The sequence below is a fragment of the Streptomyces sp. NPDC101225 genome, from assembly GCF_044767585.1.
In the GTDB taxonomy this organism is placed as follows: Bacteria; Actinomycetota; Actinomycetes; order Streptomycetales; family Streptomycetaceae; genus Streptomyces.
In genome coordinates this window covers 73,421-88,538 of the sequence record NZ_JBIWOE010000028.1, presented here as the reverse complement: position 1 = coordinate 88,538, position 15,118 = coordinate 73,421, and the positions used below count along the sequence as shown (strand labels likewise).

15 protein-coding genes are annotated in these 15,118 nt (G+C 72.5%); 5 read left to right on the top strand and 10 right to left on the bottom strand.

The features are described from left to right. Window positions 1–178: 178 nt before the first annotated feature. The 4 genes from thpD to ectA form a co-directional block, all read right to left on the bottom strand. Window positions 179–1,066 (bottom strand): ectoine hydroxylase, encoded by an 888-nt coding sequence (gene thpD, locus ACIRPX_RS31595; protein WP_404201626.1) that lies wholly within the window; start codon window positions 1,064–1,066, stop codon window positions 179–181. Between the two features lie 6 nt (window positions 1,067–1,072). Beyond that, the gene (locus ACIRPX_RS31590; RefSeq protein ID WP_404201624.1) at window positions 1,073–1,477 is read right to left on the bottom strand and encodes an ectoine synthase; all 405 of its coding nucleotides are present in this window, start codon (window positions 1,475–1,477) and stop codon (window positions 1,073–1,075) included. Window positions 1,478–1,528: 51 nt separating this feature from the next. After that, a complete protein-coding gene (ectB, locus tag ACIRPX_RS31585) occupies window positions 1,529–2,800 on the bottom strand; it encodes a diaminobutyrate--2-oxoglutarate transaminase (protein WP_404201622.1) in 1,272 nt (423 codons plus the stop codon). A gap of 92 nt (window positions 2,801–2,892) precedes the next feature. Further along, window positions 2,893–3,408, bottom strand: coding sequence for a diaminobutyrate acetyltransferase (ectA, locus tag ACIRPX_RS31580; RefSeq protein ID WP_404201620.1), 516 nt, complete (start codon window positions 3,406–3,408; stop codon window positions 2,893–2,895). A gap of 548 nt (window positions 3,409–3,956) precedes the next feature. On the opposite strand from ectA, the gene ACIRPX_RS31575 reads away from it, so the two are divergent. From ACIRPX_RS31575 to ACIRPX_RS31555, 5 genes are all read left to right on the top strand, one after another. Then, on the top strand, window positions 3,957–4,805 hold the full coding sequence (locus ACIRPX_RS31575; protein WP_404201618.1) for a transporter substrate-binding domain-containing protein: 849 nt from the start codon (window positions 3,957–3,959) through the stop codon (window positions 4,803–4,805). A gap of 5 nt (window positions 4,806–4,810) precedes the next feature. After that, on the top strand, window positions 4,811–5,644 hold the full coding sequence (locus tag ACIRPX_RS31570) for an amino acid ABC transporter permease (protein WP_404201616.1): 834 nt from the start codon (window positions 4,811–4,813) through the stop codon (window positions 5,642–5,644). Next, complete coding sequence (locus tag ACIRPX_RS31565) at window positions 5,641–6,450, top strand: amino acid ABC transporter ATP-binding protein (RefSeq protein WP_404201614.1); 810 nt, start codon at window positions 5,641–5,643, stop codon at window positions 6,448–6,450. Before ACIRPX_RS31570 ends, ACIRPX_RS31565 begins: the two co-directional genes overlap by 4 nt. A gap of 27 nt (window positions 6,451–6,477) precedes the next feature. Further along, window positions 6,478–7,569, top strand: coding sequence for an amidohydrolase family protein (locus ACIRPX_RS31560; protein WP_404201612.1), 1,092 nt, complete (start codon window positions 6,478–6,480; stop codon window positions 7,567–7,569). A gap of 231 nt (window positions 7,570–7,800) precedes the next feature. Further along, entirely contained in the window at window positions 7,801–8,706 is a 906-nt protein-coding gene (locus ACIRPX_RS31555; RefSeq protein ID WP_404201610.1) for an SCO1860 family LAETG-anchored protein, read from the top strand. A 57-nt stretch (window positions 8,707–8,763) separates the two neighbouring features. On the opposite strand, the gene cobC is transcribed toward ACIRPX_RS31555, so the two are convergent. The 6 genes from cobC to cobM are packed head-to-tail and all read right to left on the bottom strand — an operon-like array spanning window position 8,764 to window position 15,057. Further along, window positions 8,764–9,831 (bottom strand): Rv2231c family pyridoxal phosphate-dependent protein CobC, encoded by a 1,068-nt coding sequence (gene cobC / locus ACIRPX_RS31550; protein WP_404201608.1) that lies wholly within the window; start codon window positions 9,829–9,831, stop codon window positions 8,764–8,766. Next, window positions 9,821–10,732: a sirohydrochlorin chelatase gene (locus tag ACIRPX_RS31545; RefSeq protein WP_404201606.1), complete on the bottom strand. Its 912-nt coding sequence runs from the start codon at window positions 10,730–10,732 to the stop codon at window positions 9,821–9,823. The genes cobC and ACIRPX_RS31545 overlap by 11 nt, the downstream gene beginning before the upstream one ends. After that, the gene (locus tag ACIRPX_RS31540; RefSeq protein ID WP_404201604.1) at window positions 10,729–11,319 is read right to left on the bottom strand and encodes a precorrin-8X methylmutase; all 591 of its coding nucleotides are present in this window, start codon (window positions 11,317–11,319) and stop codon (window positions 10,729–10,731) included. The genes ACIRPX_RS31545 and ACIRPX_RS31540 overlap by 4 nt, the downstream gene beginning before the upstream one ends. Then, window positions 11,316–13,007: a precorrin-3B C(17)-methyltransferase gene (cobJ, locus tag ACIRPX_RS31535; RefSeq protein WP_404201602.1), complete on the bottom strand. Its 1,692-nt coding sequence runs from the start codon at window positions 13,005–13,007 to the stop codon at window positions 11,316–11,318. Before cobJ ends, ACIRPX_RS31540 begins: the two co-directional genes overlap by 4 nt. After that, on the bottom strand, window positions 13,004–14,242 hold the full coding sequence (gene cbiE, locus ACIRPX_RS31530; RefSeq protein WP_404201600.1) for a precorrin-6y C5,15-methyltransferase (decarboxylating) subunit CbiE: 1,239 nt from the start codon (window positions 14,240–14,242) through the stop codon (window positions 13,004–13,006). Before cbiE ends, cobJ begins: the two co-directional genes overlap by 4 nt. Further along, on the bottom strand, window positions 14,239–15,057 hold the full coding sequence (gene cobM / locus ACIRPX_RS31525; RefSeq protein WP_404201598.1) for a precorrin-4 C(11)-methyltransferase: 819 nt from the start codon (window positions 15,055–15,057) through the stop codon (window positions 14,239–14,241). The genes cbiE and cobM overlap by 4 nt, the downstream gene beginning before the upstream one ends. Window positions 15,058–15,118: the final 61 nt, after the last annotated feature.

Sequence of the window (15,118 nt, the reverse complement as noted above, 5' to 3'; positions counted from 1 at the left end):
CGGGCCGCGCCGCGCCGCCGGTGCACGCCGAACTCGCCCTGGACCCGGTCGAGTTCCGCCCCCCTGCCGGCGGTCGGGTCGGGCGTACGGGAGCGGTCGGGCACGTACGGGAGCGGGCGGCGTCACTGTCGTGGCCGTGAGCCAGTGACGCCGCCCGCTCCCGTACTGCCGGGTCCGGCTACTTCACCGGGGTGAAGTCCCGCGCCCCGATGAACTCGGGCCGCCGCACGGGAGCCGCGAACGGCTCGACCGCGGCGTTCTCCACGCTGTTGAACACGATGAAGACGTTGCTGCGCGGGAACGGCGTGATGTTGTCACCCGAGCCGTGCATGCAGTTGCAGTCGAACCACGTCGCCGAACCGGCCTTGCCGGTGAACAGCTTGATGCCGTAGTTGCTCGCCATGGCGGTCAGCGCCTCGTCCGAGGGCGTGCCCGCGTCCTGCATCTGCAGCGACTGCTTGTAGTTGTCCTTGGGCGTCTCGCCGGCGCAGCCCAGGAACGTCCTGTGCGACCCCGGCATGATCATGAGGCCACCGTTGGTGTCGTAGTTCTCGGTCAGCGCGATCGAGACGGACACCGTACGCATGTTGGGCAGGCCGTCCTCGGCGTGCCAGGTCTCGAAGTCCGAGTGCCAGTAGAAGCCGCTGGCCCCGAAACCGGGCTTGACGTTGATCCGCGACTGGTGGACGTAGACGTCCGAGCCGAGGATCTGCCGCGCCCGGCCGACGACCCGCTCGTCGCGCACCAGTTGCGCGAACACCTCGCTGATCTTGTGGACCTCGAAGACCGAGCGGATCTCCTTGGACTTCGGCTCGACGATCGAGCGCTCGTCCTCGCGGATCCGCGGGTCGGCGACCAGACGGTCCAGTTCCTGCCGGTACGTCGGGACCTCGTCCGGGGCGATCAGCTGGTCGATGGCGAGGAATCCGTCGCGCTCGAACGACTGGAGCTCGGCCGCCGCGATCGGGCCCGGGGTGTCCGGGGAACCCCAGACGACCGGGTCCTTGCGGGGTACGGACACCTCGGCGGGACCGCGGCTGGGATAGAGATCAGTGATGGTGGTCATGTGATGTCACACCTCCTCGGGCTCGGTGAGCAGTGGGTAGACGCCGTTCTCGTCGTGGTCCTCCCGTCCCGTCACGGGCGGGTTGAAGACACAGATGCAGTGGAAGTCCTCCTTGACCTTGAGCGTGTGCCGCTCGTGGCCGTCGAGGAGGTACATCGTGCCGGGCGTGATGTGGTACGTCTTCCCGGTCTCACGGTCGGTCAGCTCGGCGTCGCCCCGGGTGCAGACGACGGCCTCGATGTGATTCGCGTACCACATGTCGGTCTCGGTACCCGCGTACAGGATCGTCTCGTGGACCGAGAAGCCGACCCTTTCCTTGGCGAGGACGATCCTTTTGCTCTCCCAGGTGCCGGACGCGGACTTCACATGCCGGTCGGTGCCTTCGATCTCCTTGAACGAACGGACGATCACGGTGTTGCCTTGCCTCCTAGTTGATGCCCGGAACGGGGCTTTCTCGGTTGTTCAGGCGGTCTCGCGCACGGCGCGGGCGAGGATGCTGAGCCCCTCGTCCAGTTCGTCGGCCGTGACGGTGAGCGCCGGGAGGAGTTTGACGACCTCGCTCTCCGGGCCCGAGGTCTCGATGAGCAGCCCCAGCTCGAAGGCGCGCCGGGCGATCCGGCCCGCGCGCTCCTTGTCGTGGAACTCCATGCCCCAGACGAGACCGCGGCCGCGGTACTCCTTGACGGCGGCGGGGTTCTCCTCGGTGATGGCGGCGAAGGCCTGCTCGACCTGCTCGCCGCGGGCGCGGGTCTGCTTCTCCATCACGGACCCGTCCGCCCAGTACGCCTCCAGCGTGGCCGTGGCCGTGACGAAGGCGGGGTTGTTGCCGCGGAAGGTGCCGTTGTGCTCGCCCGGCTCCCAGACGTCCAGCTCGGGCTTGAACAGGCACAGCGACATCGGCAGTCCGTAGCCGCTGATGGACTTCGACACGGTGACGATGTCCGGCGTGATGCCGGCCTCCTCGAAGGAGAAGAAGGCACCGGTGCGGCCGCAGCCCATCTGGATGTCGTCGACGATGAGCAGCATGTCCTGGCGCTCGCACAGCTCGGACAGCGCGCGCAGCCACTCGGGGCGCGCGACGTTGATGCCGCCCTCGCCCTGCACGGTCTCGACGATCACGGCGGCGGGCTTGTTGAGCCCGGAGCCCTGGTCCTCCAGCAGCCGCTCGAACCACAGGAAGTCCTGGACCTGGCCGTCGAAGTAGTTGTCGAACGGCATGGGCGTGCCGTGCACCAGCGGGACGCCGGCGCCGGCCCGCTTGAAGGCGTTGCCGGTGACGGCGAGGGAGCCGAGCGACATGCCGTGGAAGGCGTTGGTGAAGGACACGATGGCCTCGCGGCCCTTCACCTTCCGGGCGAGCTTCAGCGCCGACTCGACGGCGTTGGTGCCCGTGGGGCCCGGGAACATGACTTTGTACGGCAGGTCGCGCGGCCGTAGCACCAGGTCCTGGAAGGTCTGCAGGAAGGACCGTTTGGCGGTGGTCGACATGTCGAGCCCGTGCGTGACGCCGTCCCGCTCCAGGTAGTCGATCAGCGCCCGTTTCAGGACGGGGTTGTTGTGCCCGTAGTTGAGTGAGCCGGCCCCGGCGAAGAAGTCCAGGTACGCATGGCCGTCCTCGTCGTACATGCGGCTGCCCAGCGCACGGTCGAAGACGGCGGGCCAGCCGCGGCAGTAGCTGCGCACCTCGGACTCGAGAGTCTCGAAGACGCTGAGGTCGGGCTGGGTGATGGTCACGACGATTCGCTCCTCGTTACGTGGGGGGTCGGCAGGGTCTGTGGGAAGTCCGCGTCGACTTCGCCGAGGTCTTCGGTGGCTTCGCGGGGAGTTCAGAGGGAGAGGGGGCCGATGCGGTACAGGACCTCGGGGTCGTGCGGTCCGTCGGGGAACAGGCCCTCCCCGAAGAGCACCTCGCGCTCCACCGCGGCGCCATGCCGCTCGGCGAACGAGGTGAACAGTCGCTCGGAGGCGGTGTTGCCGGGCGTGATGGTGGTCTCCAGGGCGGTGATCCGGTGCTCGCCGGAGCTGCGCGCCACCAGCCCGTCGAGGAGCGTGGCCGCGAGCCCGCGTCCCCGGTACGCCTCGTCCACCGCCACCTGCCAGACGAGCAGGGTGCGCGGGCGGTCCGGCCTTACGTATCCGGTCACGAAGCCGACCGCCTCGCCGCGCTCGTCGCGCGCCACGGCGGTGGTGCCGGCGAAGTCGCGGCACCACAGCAGATAGCTGTACGACGAGTTCAGGTCGAGCGTCTTCGAATCCCGGGCGATCCGCCACAGCGCGGCGCCGTCCGTCACCGACGGACGGTCTATTTGCAGTTCTGCTCGGTCTGCGTGTGCGGCAGTCATGTGAATTTAACTTACCGATGGAAAATGCAAAATGCATGGCGGAGTGGGGTTACACCTGGACATGCGATGTGTTATCACGCGGGCGCGAGATCCGGCGCGGCGGCGGGGCGATTGCGCCCATTTTGCGGGGTAAATAGGGGGCGAATCGGGCGCGCTGTGGAACGCGTCACAGAGGTCTAATCCTCACGACATCCGCCCGAAATGCACCCGTTGGTGATCGTAGAAATCTTTACGTTTAGGGCCGGGAAAAGCGGGCAGAAGAATACGGGAAGCTGCCCCCGGTAAAACTTCGAAAATAATAGCAGCTATAGCGTCGAATTCAGTCTCTGTTCTGCTCTGTTCTGCTCTGTTCTGCTGCCGGACACTGTGGACGAGATCCGGCGGCCCCTCCTCCGCCGGTACCGCGCCCGCCCGCGCCACCGCGCCCGCGCGGGCGGGTCGGGGAGAGACTTCGTAGGCCGTACGCTCCTGAGACCATGGGTTTGGTTTGAGGGACTCAAACTTCTCCTTATAATCGGAACCTACAGTTCCCTCACAGGAGGCCCCCCGTGCAGATCCTCTCCGGGCGCCGGACCCGCGTTCTGGCCGCCACCACCGCGACGGCCGGGCTGGTGCTCGTGGCCGCCTGCACGTCGAGCGGCAGCGGCGGCAGCGGGAGCAAGACGGCCGCCGGCGGGGTCGAACTCGTCAAGGCCGGACAGCTCACCACGTGCACGCACCTGCCCTACCCGCCCTTCCAGTCGGAGATCGACGGCACCGTGCAGGGCTTCGACGTGTCGATGATCGACCTCGTCGCCAAGGACCTGGGCGTCAAGCAGCAGATCCTCGACACGCCCTTCGAGAACTTCAAGACCGGTGCCTTCCTCAACTCCGGCGAGTGCGACCTGGCCGCGGCCGGCATGACGATCACCGCCGAGCGCAAGAAGAACGTCGACTTCTCCGTCCCGTACTTCGACGCCACCCAGGCCCTGATGGTGGCCAAGGACAGCGGCATCACCTCGCTCGCCGACGCGAAGGCCAAGAAGGTCAAGCTCGGCGCCCAGGCGCAGACCACCGGCGAGGACTACGCCAAGAAGCAGGGCTTCGACCCGGTCTCCTTCGAGTCCTCCGACGCGGTCCTCAACGGCCTGCGCACCGGCCAGGTCAAGGCCGTCGTCATCGACTACCCGGTGGTCCAGGGCTGGCTCAAGGACAAGGCCAACGCCGCCTACGAGGTCGCCGACAACATCAACACCGGTGAGCAGTACGGCTTCACGGTGAAGAAGGGCAACACCGAGCTCCTCGCCGCCGTGAACAAGGCGATCAAGGACGCCAAGGCTGACGGCACCTACAAGAAGCTGTACGAGAAGTGGATCGGCCCGTACGGCCCGTCCGCCGCCTCCCCTGCCGCATCCTGAACCCCATGACCGACACCGACGTACGACTCCAGCCGAGGAAGAAGGGCCTGACCCGACGGCAGCGGCGCAGCCTCTCGCGCGGCGCGCAGTACGTGGTCTTCGTCGCGGCCGTGATCGCCTTCGCGGTCTCGGCCGACTGGGGACGGCTCAAGAACCAGTTCGCGCAGGGTGGCATCGCCCGGCAGATGTTCCCCGACGTCATCACCCTGGCGCTGAAGAACACCGTGCTCTACACGCTGTCCGGCTTCGTAGTCGGACTGGCGCTCGGCATGCTGATCGCGCTGATGCGGCTGTCGTCGGTGGGGCCCTACCGCTGGCTGGCCGGCATCTACATCGAGATCTTCCGCGGCCTGCCCGCCCTGCTGATCTTCATCTTCATCGGGGTCGCGGTGCCATTGGCCTTCCCCGGCACGGAGATCGTCGGCGGCACCTACGGCAAGGTCGCGCTCGCGCTCGGCCTGGTCGCCGCCGCGTACATGGCCGAGACGATCCGCGCGGGCATCCAGGCGGTGCCCAAGGGCCAGCTGGAGGCGGCCCGTTCCCTGGGCTTCTCGCCCGCCCGCGCCATGGTCTCGATCATCATCCCGCAGGCGTTCCGCATCATCCTGCCGCCGCTGACCAACGAACTGGTCCTGCTCTTCAAGGACTCCTCGCTGGTGCTCTTCCTCGGCGTCACCCTGGAGGAGCGCGAACTGTCCAAGTACGGCCGGGACCTGGCCAGCACGACCGCCAACTCCACGCCGATCCTGGTCGCCGGCCTGTGCTACCTGCTGGTGACCATCCCGCTCGGTGTCGTCGTGCGCCGTATGGAGGCGAAGGCCCAGGAGGCCGTGAAATGAGCGAGAAGCCGCTCGCCGCGGGCCCGGAGATCGAGGTACGCGGCCTGCACAAGTCGTTCGGCGACAACGAGGTGCTGCGCGGCATCGACCTGGAGATCGGCCGGGGCGAGGTGGTGTGCGTCATCGGCCCGTCCGGCTCCGGCAAGTCGACGCTGCTGCGCTGCGTCAACCTCCTGGAGGAGCCGACCAAGGGGCAGGTGTTCGTCGGCGGCACCGAACTCACCGACCCGGACGTCGACATCGACGCCGTACGCCGCCGTATCGGCATGGTCTTCCAGCAGTTCAACCTCTTCCCGCACCTGACGGTGACCGAGAACCTCACGCTGCCGCAGCGCCGGGTGCTCCGGCGGGACAGGGCGACGGCCGCGCGGGTGGCCGCCGAGAACCTGGAGCGCGTCGGCCTGTCGGAGAAGGCGGACGCCTACCCGGCCTCGCTCTCCGGCGGCCAGCAGCAGCGCGTGGCGATCGCGCGCTCGCTGTCGATGGGGCCCGAGGTGATGCTCTTCGACGAGCCCACGTCGGCGCTCGACCCGGAGCTGGTGGGGGACGTGCTCGCCGTGATGCGCCGGCTCGCGCAGGAGGGCATGACGATGATGGTCGTGACCCACGAGATGACCTTCGCGCGCGAGGTCGCCGACCGGGTCGTCTTCATGGACGGCGGCGTGATCGTCGAGGACGGCGCCCCCGCCCGGGTCATCGGCGACCCGCGGCACGACCGCACCCGCCACTTCCTCTCCCGGCTCCTCGACCCGGCGATGGCGGAGGTCGAGGAGGGGACACCGGACCGGGTGGGCAAGGACGACTAGTCCATGGCCGGTCATTAGGGTGCAGGCATGAGTGATCGCGCGGTGCTGCACGTGAAGGGCCGGATCCTGGCCGGGCCCGACGACGTCCGGGACGAGCTGTGGGTGGTCGGCGGGCGGATCTCCTACGACCGCCCCGCGGGCGCCCGTGACGTCCGTGCCGTGGAGGGCTGGGCGCTGCCCGGCCTCGTCGACGCGCACTGCCACGTCGGTCTCGGCCCGCACGGCCCGGTCGAGCGGGACGTGGCCGAGAAGCAGGCGCTGACCGACCGGGACGCGGGTACCCTGCTCATCCGCGACGCCGGCTCGCCCTCGGACACCCGCTGGGTGGACGACCGCGAGGACCTGCCGGCGATCATCCGGGCCGGCCGGCACATCGCCCGCACCCGCCGCTACATCCGCGGCTACGCCTGGGAGATCGAGCCGGAGGACCTCGTCGCCCACGTCGCGCGGGAGGCCCGCCGCGGCGACGGCTGGGTGAAGCTGGTCGGCGACTGGATCGACCGCGAGGCCGGCGATCTGTCCCCCAGCTGGCCGCGCGACGCGGCCGCGGCGGCCATCGCCGAGGCCCACCGCCTGGGCGCCCGCGTCACCGCGCACTGCTTCGCCGAGAACTCGCTCGAGGACCTGGTCGAGGCGGGCATCGACTGCATCGAGCACGCCACCGGCCTCACCGACGAGCTGATCCCGCTGTTCGCCGAGCGCGGTGTGGCGATCGTCCCGACCCTGGTCAACATCGCGACCTTCCCGCAGCTCGCCGACGGCGGTGAGGCCAAGTTCCCGCGGTGGTCGGCCCATATGCGCCGGCTCCACGAGCGCCGCTACGACACCGTGCGGGGCGCCTACGACGCCGGCATCCCGGTGTACGCCGGCACCGACGCCGGCGGGCACCTCGCCCACGGGCTGATCGCCGGCGAGGTGGCGGAGCTGGTCACGGCCGGCATCCCGCCCGTCGAGGCGCTCTCGGCGGCGACCTGGGGCGCGCGGCGGTGGCTCGGCAGGCCGGGACTGGAGGAGGGGGCACCCGCCGACCTCGTGGTCTACGAGGACGATCCGCGGGCCGACGTGCGTGTGCTCGCCGTCCCCCGCCGGGTGGTGGTCAACGGGCGGCCCCTGGCGTAGCCGGCCGCCGGGTTGACGCGGTCCGCGCCGTCCGCGCGCCGGTGCGTCGGCCGTCGTACGCCCGCAGAGGGCGGTGCGGCGGTGAAGAAGTGGAACGCGTGTGCCGCACGATTCGAAAATGTTCACGGAGAACGCACGATGGGGTGAAGTGGCGCCGGAATGCCGCCGGTTCACTCCTGGTGCGTAATTCTTGGCGGGTCCCGAGCAAGTCTCCTCCGAGGGGTCCCCACCTTGAACGGCAAGAACTTCCGCCTGCCCGCACGCCGTCTCGCGACCGTCGCCGCGGCCACGGCCCTCGCCGCCGGTCCCGCGGTCCTGGCCGGCGCGGGCTCCGCGCACGCGACCGGTGACCAGGGTCACGCGAGCGCCGTGGTCCTGCGCACCGGGCTCGACGTGTCGCTGCTCAACAAGACCGTGAACGTCCCGCTCACCGTCTCGCTCAACCAGGTCGAGGCGCCGCGGAGCGCCGAGAAGACCGCGCTGTCGGCCACGCTGGACGGCGTCGACGGCGGCAAGCCCTTCAACGTGCTGGCCGCACAGGCGGCCTCGTCGAGGGCGACCGTCACCGCCGGCCGGGCCGAGGGCCGCACCAGCCTCGTGCACGCCGACATCCATGTCCCCGGTCTGCCGCTGCTGTCCCTCATCGAGATCGAGAAGGTCACCTCCGAGGCGACCTGCGCGGCCGGGAAGACGCCGGTCGCCACCTCGAACCTGCTCGGCTCGGTGAGCGTGCTGGGCAAGAAGGTCACCCTGACGACCGGTGGTACGACGGACGTCAAGGTGCCCGGCGTCGGCGAGGTCCGGCTCGACCTGTCGAAGCGGGAGACCACGTCCCGCACGGCGGCGGCCACCGCGCTCGAACTCAAGGTCTCCGTGAACCCGTTGAAGCTCAACGTGGCCGACGTCGAGGGCACGCTGACACTGGCGAAGGCGACCTGCGAGGCACCGGCGGCGCCCTCGCCGCGCTCGCCCTCGCCCTCCGCCCCCGCCGGTGACGTCGAGCCGCAGGGCGGCGAAGGGGCGGGCCTGGCCGAGACCGGCGGCAACTCCATGACGCCGTACATCGCGGGCGGCGCGCTCGCGCTGCTCGTGGCCGGCGGCGGCGCGGTGGCCCTGGCCCGCCGCGGCCGCGGCTGAACCGACGGTCGCGACCGGGGCGGCAGCTCGGCGAACACCCCTCGGCGCAGGGCGAGTTCAGTGGTGCGAGGCCAGCGTCAGGGCGCGGTCCAGGGCCTGCAGGAAGGAGTTGACCGTCGCCCGGTCCCGCACCGCCAGCCGCAGCCACGGCTCGCCCAGCCCGGGGAAGGTGTCGCCGCGCCGTACGGCGAAGCCCAGGTCGCGCAGATGCCGGCGTACCGCGCCCGCCCGGGGCAGGCGTACGAGGACGAAAGGGCCCTCGGCCGGTTCCACCAGACGCAGGCCGTCCGAGGCGAACTCGCTGAGGCCGGCGACGAGATGGGCGCGGTCCGCGGCGACGCGGTGGGCCGCGTGCCCCGCCTCGGCGAGGGCCCGCGGCTCCATGCAGGCCTCGGCGGCGGCCAGCGCGGGCGTGGACACCGGCCACAGGGGCTGGGCGCGCTCCAGCGCGGCGATCGTCTCCGGGCCGGCCAGGACGTAGCCGATCCGGAGTCCCGCCAGCCCCCAGGTCTTGGTGAGGCTGCGCAGGACCACCAGGCCCGGTACGTCCGTCCGCCCGGCGAGCGCCTCCCGCTCGCCGGGCACCGCGTCCATGAACGCCTCGTCGACGACCAACGTCCGCCCGGGACGGGCGAGTTCGGCGACGGCCTCGGCCGGGTGGAGGACGGAGGTCGGATTGGTCGGGTTGCCGATGACCACCAGGTCCGCGTCCTCGGGGACCGCCGCCGGGTCCAGGCGGAAGCCGTGCTCCTCGCGCAGCAGCACCCGGTCCACCGAGTGACCCGCGTCCCGCAGCGCCGCCTCCGGTTCCGTGAACTGGGGGTGCACCACGACCGGTCTGCGGACCTTCAGGGCCCGCGCCACGAGCACGAAGGCCTCCGCCGCGCCCGCCGTCAGCAGGACCCGCTCCACGGGCAGCCCGTGCCGCGCCGCCACGGCCGCCCGCGCGGCCCGCCCGTCCGGGTAGGCCGCGAGCGAGCCGAGCGCACCGGTGACGCGCTCACGCAGCCAGACCGGAGGCGTGCCGGTGCGGACGTTGACCGCCAGGTCGACGAGCGCCGAACCGGCGTCCCGCACCTCGGCGTCGCCGTGGTGGCGCAGATCGTGCTCGTGGTCAGTGTGCATGGGCGTGTCCGCCGTGGTGATGCCCGTGGTGGTGACCGTCGTCGTCCGGGTGGAAGTGCGGCTGCTGCGGCATCCCCACCTTGTCCTCGAAGCCCGGCAGCGCGATGCGGTACACGCAGGCGTCGCAGTTCATCCGCAGATCGCCCTTCACCGCCTCCTCGTAGCGCTCCATCACCAGGTCCAGCAGCTCCGGCTCCGGGCCGATGACGTCCGCGCAGCGCACCTCGGTCTCCGGGTGCGCGGCCGCCCAGTCCTCGGTCTGCCGCCGCACCCGGTCCGGCAGGATGCCGGTGAACAGGAAGTACGGCAGGACGACGACGCGCCGCGCGCCGAGCCTGGCGCACCGGTCCAGGCCGCCGGGCACGTCCGGCGCCGCGAGCGAGACGAAGGCCGTCTCCACGCCCGCGTAGCCGCGGCCCTCCCACAGCAGCCGCGCCGCCTTGTGCACCTCGGCGTTGGCGTCGGGGTCGGTGGAGCCCCGGCCGACCAGCAGCACGGTCACGTCGGCACGGTCCTCGCGCGCGCCGCCCAGGGCCTCGTCGAGGCGCCGCTCCAGGACGGAGAGGATCCGGGGGTGCGGGCCCAGCGGGCGCCCGTAGGTGTACGAGACCCCCGGGTGCCGCTCCTTCTCGCGGGACAGCGCCGCCGGGATGTCGCCCTTGGCGTGCCCGGCGGACACCAGCATCAGCGGCACGGCGGCGAACCGCCGCACCCCCTGGCGCACCAGCTCGGTCACCGCCTCGCCCAGCGGCGGCGGGGACAGCTCGATGAAGCCGCCCGCGACGGGCAGCTGGGGGTGGCGCTCTCCCAGCTGCCGTACGAAGGCGCGGAACGCCTCGGCTCCGGCGTCGTCCCGGGTGCCGTGGCCGGCGATGAGCAGGGCGGGCGCAGGGGTGGTCACGATGGCTCCTCGGAGTGTGCAACGGGGTGGTACAGCAGGGCGTTGAGCGCGGCGGCCGCCACGGCCGACCCGCCCTTCTCGGACACGTTGCTCACGGCGGGCAGCCCGCTCGCGCGCAAGGCGGCCTTGGACTCGACCGCGCCGACGAAGCCGACGGGCAGGCCGATGACGAGCGCCGGAGCGGCGTCCAGGGTGAGCAGCTCCTCCAGGGCGGTCGGCGCGTTGCCGATCACCCACAGGGCGCCCGGGCCGACCTGCTCGTGGGCCAGCCGTATCGCGTGGGCCGAGCGGGTCAGGCCCGGTCCGGCCACGGCGTCCGCCAGGCGGCAGACGGTCTCGCGCCGGGTGATGCCCGCGCCGACCATCTCCACGTCGACGACCACGGGCGCCCCGCCGTGCAGGGCGGTGTGGGCCGCCGCCAACTCGGCCTCGTCCAGGACGAGATCGTCCGCGTACGCGAGGTCGGCGGCGGAGTGGATCACCCGTTCCACCACCGCCCGCGTCAGGGGCGGGAAGCGCGAGGTGTCCAGGCGGGCGCGCAGCCGCCGGTACGACTCCTGCTCGATGGGGTGGACCACACGGTTCACTCGGCGCCCTCCTGCCAGCGGTAGCCGCGCGGCGTCACCATGCGCCCCGCGATCTCACGGGTCGCGGTGTTGCCGACGGTCACCACCGTCATCATGTCGACCGTCGCCGGGTCCAGGCAGGCCAGTGTCGTCAGGCGGCTGGATTCGTCCGGTCGCGAGGCGTTGCGTACGACACCGACGGGCGTGGCCGGCTCCCGGTGCCCGGCGAGGATGGCGAGCGCCTTCGGCAGCTGCCAGTCGCGTCCCCGGGAGCGGGGGTTGTAGAACGTGACCACGATGTCCGCCTCGGCCGCCGCGCGCACCCGCCGCTCGATGACCTCCCACGGGGTGTGCAGGTCGGAGAGGCTGATCGACACATGGTCGTGCCCGAGCGGCGCGCCCAGGATCGCCCCGGCCGCGAGCGCGGCGGTCACACCGGGCACGCCGACCACGTCGATGTCGTCGGAGGCCTCGGCGAGGGCGGGGGAGGCCATGGCGTACACGCCGGCGTCCCCGCTGCCGATCAGCGCGACGGCCCGGCCGCGCCGGGCCTCGGCCACCGCGGTCCGGGCCCGCTCCTCCTCGGCGCCGAGCCCCGACTCGAGGATCCGGGTGCCGGGCCGCAGCAGATCGCGGATCTGGTCGACGTACTGGTCCAGCCCCACCAGCACGGCGGCGCGCCGCAGTTCGGCCGTGGCGCGCGGGGTGAGCAGGTCACGGGCGCCGGGCCCGAGCCCGACCACCGCGAGCCGCCCGCGCGCCGGCCGCCGTACGACGGCACAGGTCGCCATCGCGGCACGCCCGTCCGCCCGTGCCGACTTCCTTTTGGGGACCAGGAGTTCACCGCCGCGGGCGAGCGCGGCGGCCTCGGCGACCGACGGGGTGCCCACGGCGCCGAGCGGGGCCTGGGACGGGTTGGGGACCTCGACCCGCGCCAACTCCTCGGCCGGGTAGGTCACAACGGGCACCCCGAGCCGCTCGGCCGCCGCCACGATCCCGGGCTCGTCGCGCTTGGCGTCCACGGTGGCGAGGGCGGCGACGCTGCGCGGGGACAGCCCCGCGTCCCGCAGCGCGTCCTCGACCAGCCCGGACACCTCCTGAGCCGGGGCGCCCCCGGAGGCGCCGACACCGACGACGAGGGACGGCGGGCGCAGCCACACCTCACCGTCGGCCGGGCCGCCCGCGCGGTCCGTCAGCCGGACGGTGCGGGTGCCCCGCGCGGCGAACGGCAGCGGCGGCAGCGGCCACGGCACCTCGGTCTCCAGCGCGACCGGCTCCCCGTCCAGCAGGGCCCGCGTCACCGCGGCGACGTCGCCCTCCACGGGCAGCCCCAGCGTGTCCAGGCCCGGGACGCCGACGGCGTCGGTCGCCGTGGTCACCACGGGCTCGGCCCCCAGCAGCGCGCCGACCCGCCCGGCCAGTTCGTTGGCACCGCCCCCGTGCCCGCCGACCAGCGACACGGCGAACCGCCCGCCCTCGTCGACGCACACCACACCGGGGTCGGACGCCTTGTCGCCCAGCAGCGGCGCCACCAGGCGTACGACGGCACCGGTGGCCAGGAAGCACACGAGCTGCTCGCACTCCGCGAACGCCGCCCGTACGGCGTCCCCGACGGGACCCTCGTACACGCGCGTGCGGTCCGGCCACGCCGCGGCCAGCCGGTCGCGCGCCACCGCCCCCGCCGCGGTGGCGGAAATGAGGCCGATCACAGGGCTACTCCTTCGTCAGCGGCGGCGTGCGGCCGCACGCCCCAGAGCAGGAAAACGGGATTGGCCGCCGCCAGCCGGGTCACGTCCCCCGGCAGCGGCGCGAGCCGGGACGACTGGAGCAGCACCCCGTCGCAGCCGAACCCGGAGCCGGTGAGCGCGGCGCGCACCGCGGGCACCCGGTCCAGCGCGGCCAGGGCGACCACGACCGTCCGCCGGGCCCGCCGGGCGCACTCGGCGACGATGCCGGGCAGCTCACGTCCGCCGCCTCCGACGAACACCGCGTCGGGCGCGTCGAGCGCGTACAGCGCGGCGGGCGCCTCGCCGTGCACCACGTGCACGTCGACGCCGTGCGCACCGGCGTTGGCGCGGATCCGCGCCGCCCCGTCCGCGGCCTTCTCGACCGCGCTCACGGCGGCGCCGAGCCGTGCGCACTCCACGGCGACGGAACCCGAGCCGGAGCCGACGTCCCAGACCAGGTCGCCGGGGCGCGGTCCGAGCCGGGCCAGCGCCAGGGCCCGTACCTCGAACTTGGTGATCATCGAGTCGCGGTGCGCGAAGCCGTCCTCGTCCAGTGCCCATCCGGGGGGCCGGGCGGCCCCCGCGAGCGTGCGCGCGGGACCCTGTGCCCGCGTCTCGTCCAGGCACAGCACGACACTCACCGCCCTGCCCCAGTCGCGGCCCGCGGCCTCGGCGGGGGAGACCCGCTCCAGGCGCTCCTCGGGGGAGCCCAGCGCGGAGGCGACGAACAGGACCCGGCCGGGCGCGGTGCGGGCGAGGGCGGCGCCCAGCTCCGCGGGACCGGCCCCGGGCCCGGTGAGCACGGCCGCCTTCGGGTGCGCGCGGCACACGTTGACGGCCGTCCGCGGATCCCGCCCGTGCGCGCTGACGACGACCGCGTCGTCCCAGGCCAGCCCCAGCCGCGCGAAGGCGGTGGCGACGGAGGAGACACCGGGCCGCACGTCCAGGCGCCGGGCGCCGAACCGCTCGGCCAGCGCCCGCACGATCCCGAAGAACCCCGGGTCCCCGGAGGCCAGCACGACCACGCGCCGGTCCTTGGCGACGTACTCCTCGATGGCGTCCAGGGCGGGTGCCAGCGGCCCGAGCACGATCCGCTCGGCGGCCGCGGGCAGCCGTACGGCGTCCAGATGCCGGCGCCCGCCCACCACCAGCTCGGCCTCCGCGACCACGTCGAGGGGGGCCGGCGCGCCCGTCCCGGTGCCGACGACCGTGATCACGTACTCGCCCCGCGCTCGCGCAGGGCCCGGCGGGCCTCCGGGTCGGCCTTGCGGTAGCCGTGGAAGTGGCCCGGGTGGTAGAGGTGCGAGCGGGTGCCCTCGGCGTCGAGTGCCGGTCCGACCAGGAAGAGCGTGTGCTTCCAGAGCCGGTGCTCCTTGACCGTCTCCTCCAGCGTCCCGACGGTGCACCGCACGACCAGTTCCTCGGGCCAGGTCGCCTGGTGGGCGACGACGACCGGCGTGGAGGTCGGATAGCCGCCCTCCAGCAGCTCCCGCACCAGCTGCCCGCTGCGGGCGGCCGACAGGAAGATCGCCATGGTGGTGCCGTGCCGGGCGAACTCGCGGACCTCCTCCCCGGGCGGCATCGGCGTCTTGCCGCCGCCGAGCCGGGTGAGGATCACGGACTGCGCGACCTCCGGAACGGTCAGCTCGCGCCGCGCGAGCGCGGCGACGGCGGAGAAGGCGGAGACACCGGGCACGACCTCGGTCCCGATGCCGATCCGCGCACACCGGTCGAGCTGCTCCTGGGTACCGCCCCAGAGCGCGGGATCGCCGGAGTGGATACGGGCGACCCGCAGGCCGTCCGCCCGGGCGCGCTCGTAGACGGCGACGACGTCCTCCAGCGCCATCGTCGCCGAGTCGAGGATCTCCGCGTCCTCGCGCGCGTGCTCGAGGACCTCGGCCTGCACCAGGCTCGCGGCCCAGATCACCACGTCGGCCTCGGCGATGGCGCGCGCGGCACGGAACGTCAGCAGGTCGGCGGCGCCGGGGCCGGCACCGACGAAGGTCACCTTGCCGGTGGGGGCATCGGCCATGAAAATCGGTCCTCTCTGGACAAAAGGTCTTACAAGGGGTTCCGGCGGGGCCGCACGATGT

Bases quoted from the DNA above. Each gene is read 5' to 3' on its own strand.
- thpD (WP_404201626.1), bottom strand. From the start codon at position 1,066: ATGACCACCATCACTGATCTCTATCCCAGCCGCGGTCCCGCCGAGGTG.
- ectA (WP_404201620.1), bottom strand. From the start codon at position 3,408: ATGACTGCCGCACACGCAGACCGAGCAGAACTGCAAATAGACCGTCCG.
- ACIRPX_RS31570 (WP_404201616.1), top strand. From the start codon at position 4,811: ATGACCGACACCGACGTACGACTCCAGCCGAGGAAGAAGGGCCTGACC.
- ACIRPX_RS31565 (WP_404201614.1), top strand. From the start codon at position 5,641: ATGAGCGAGAAGCCGCTCGCCGCGGGCCCGGAGATCGAGGTACGCGGC.
- ACIRPX_RS31560 (WP_404201612.1), top strand. From the start codon at position 6,478: ATGAGTGATCGCGCGGTGCTGCACGTGAAGGGCCGGATCCTGGCCGGG.
- cobC (WP_404201608.1), bottom strand. From the start codon at position 9,831: ATGCACACTGACCACGAGCACGATCTGCGCCACCACGGCGACGCCGAG.
- cobM (WP_404201598.1), bottom strand. From the start codon at position 15,057: ATGGCCGATGCCCCCACCGGCAAGGTGACCTTCGTCGGTGCCGGCCCC.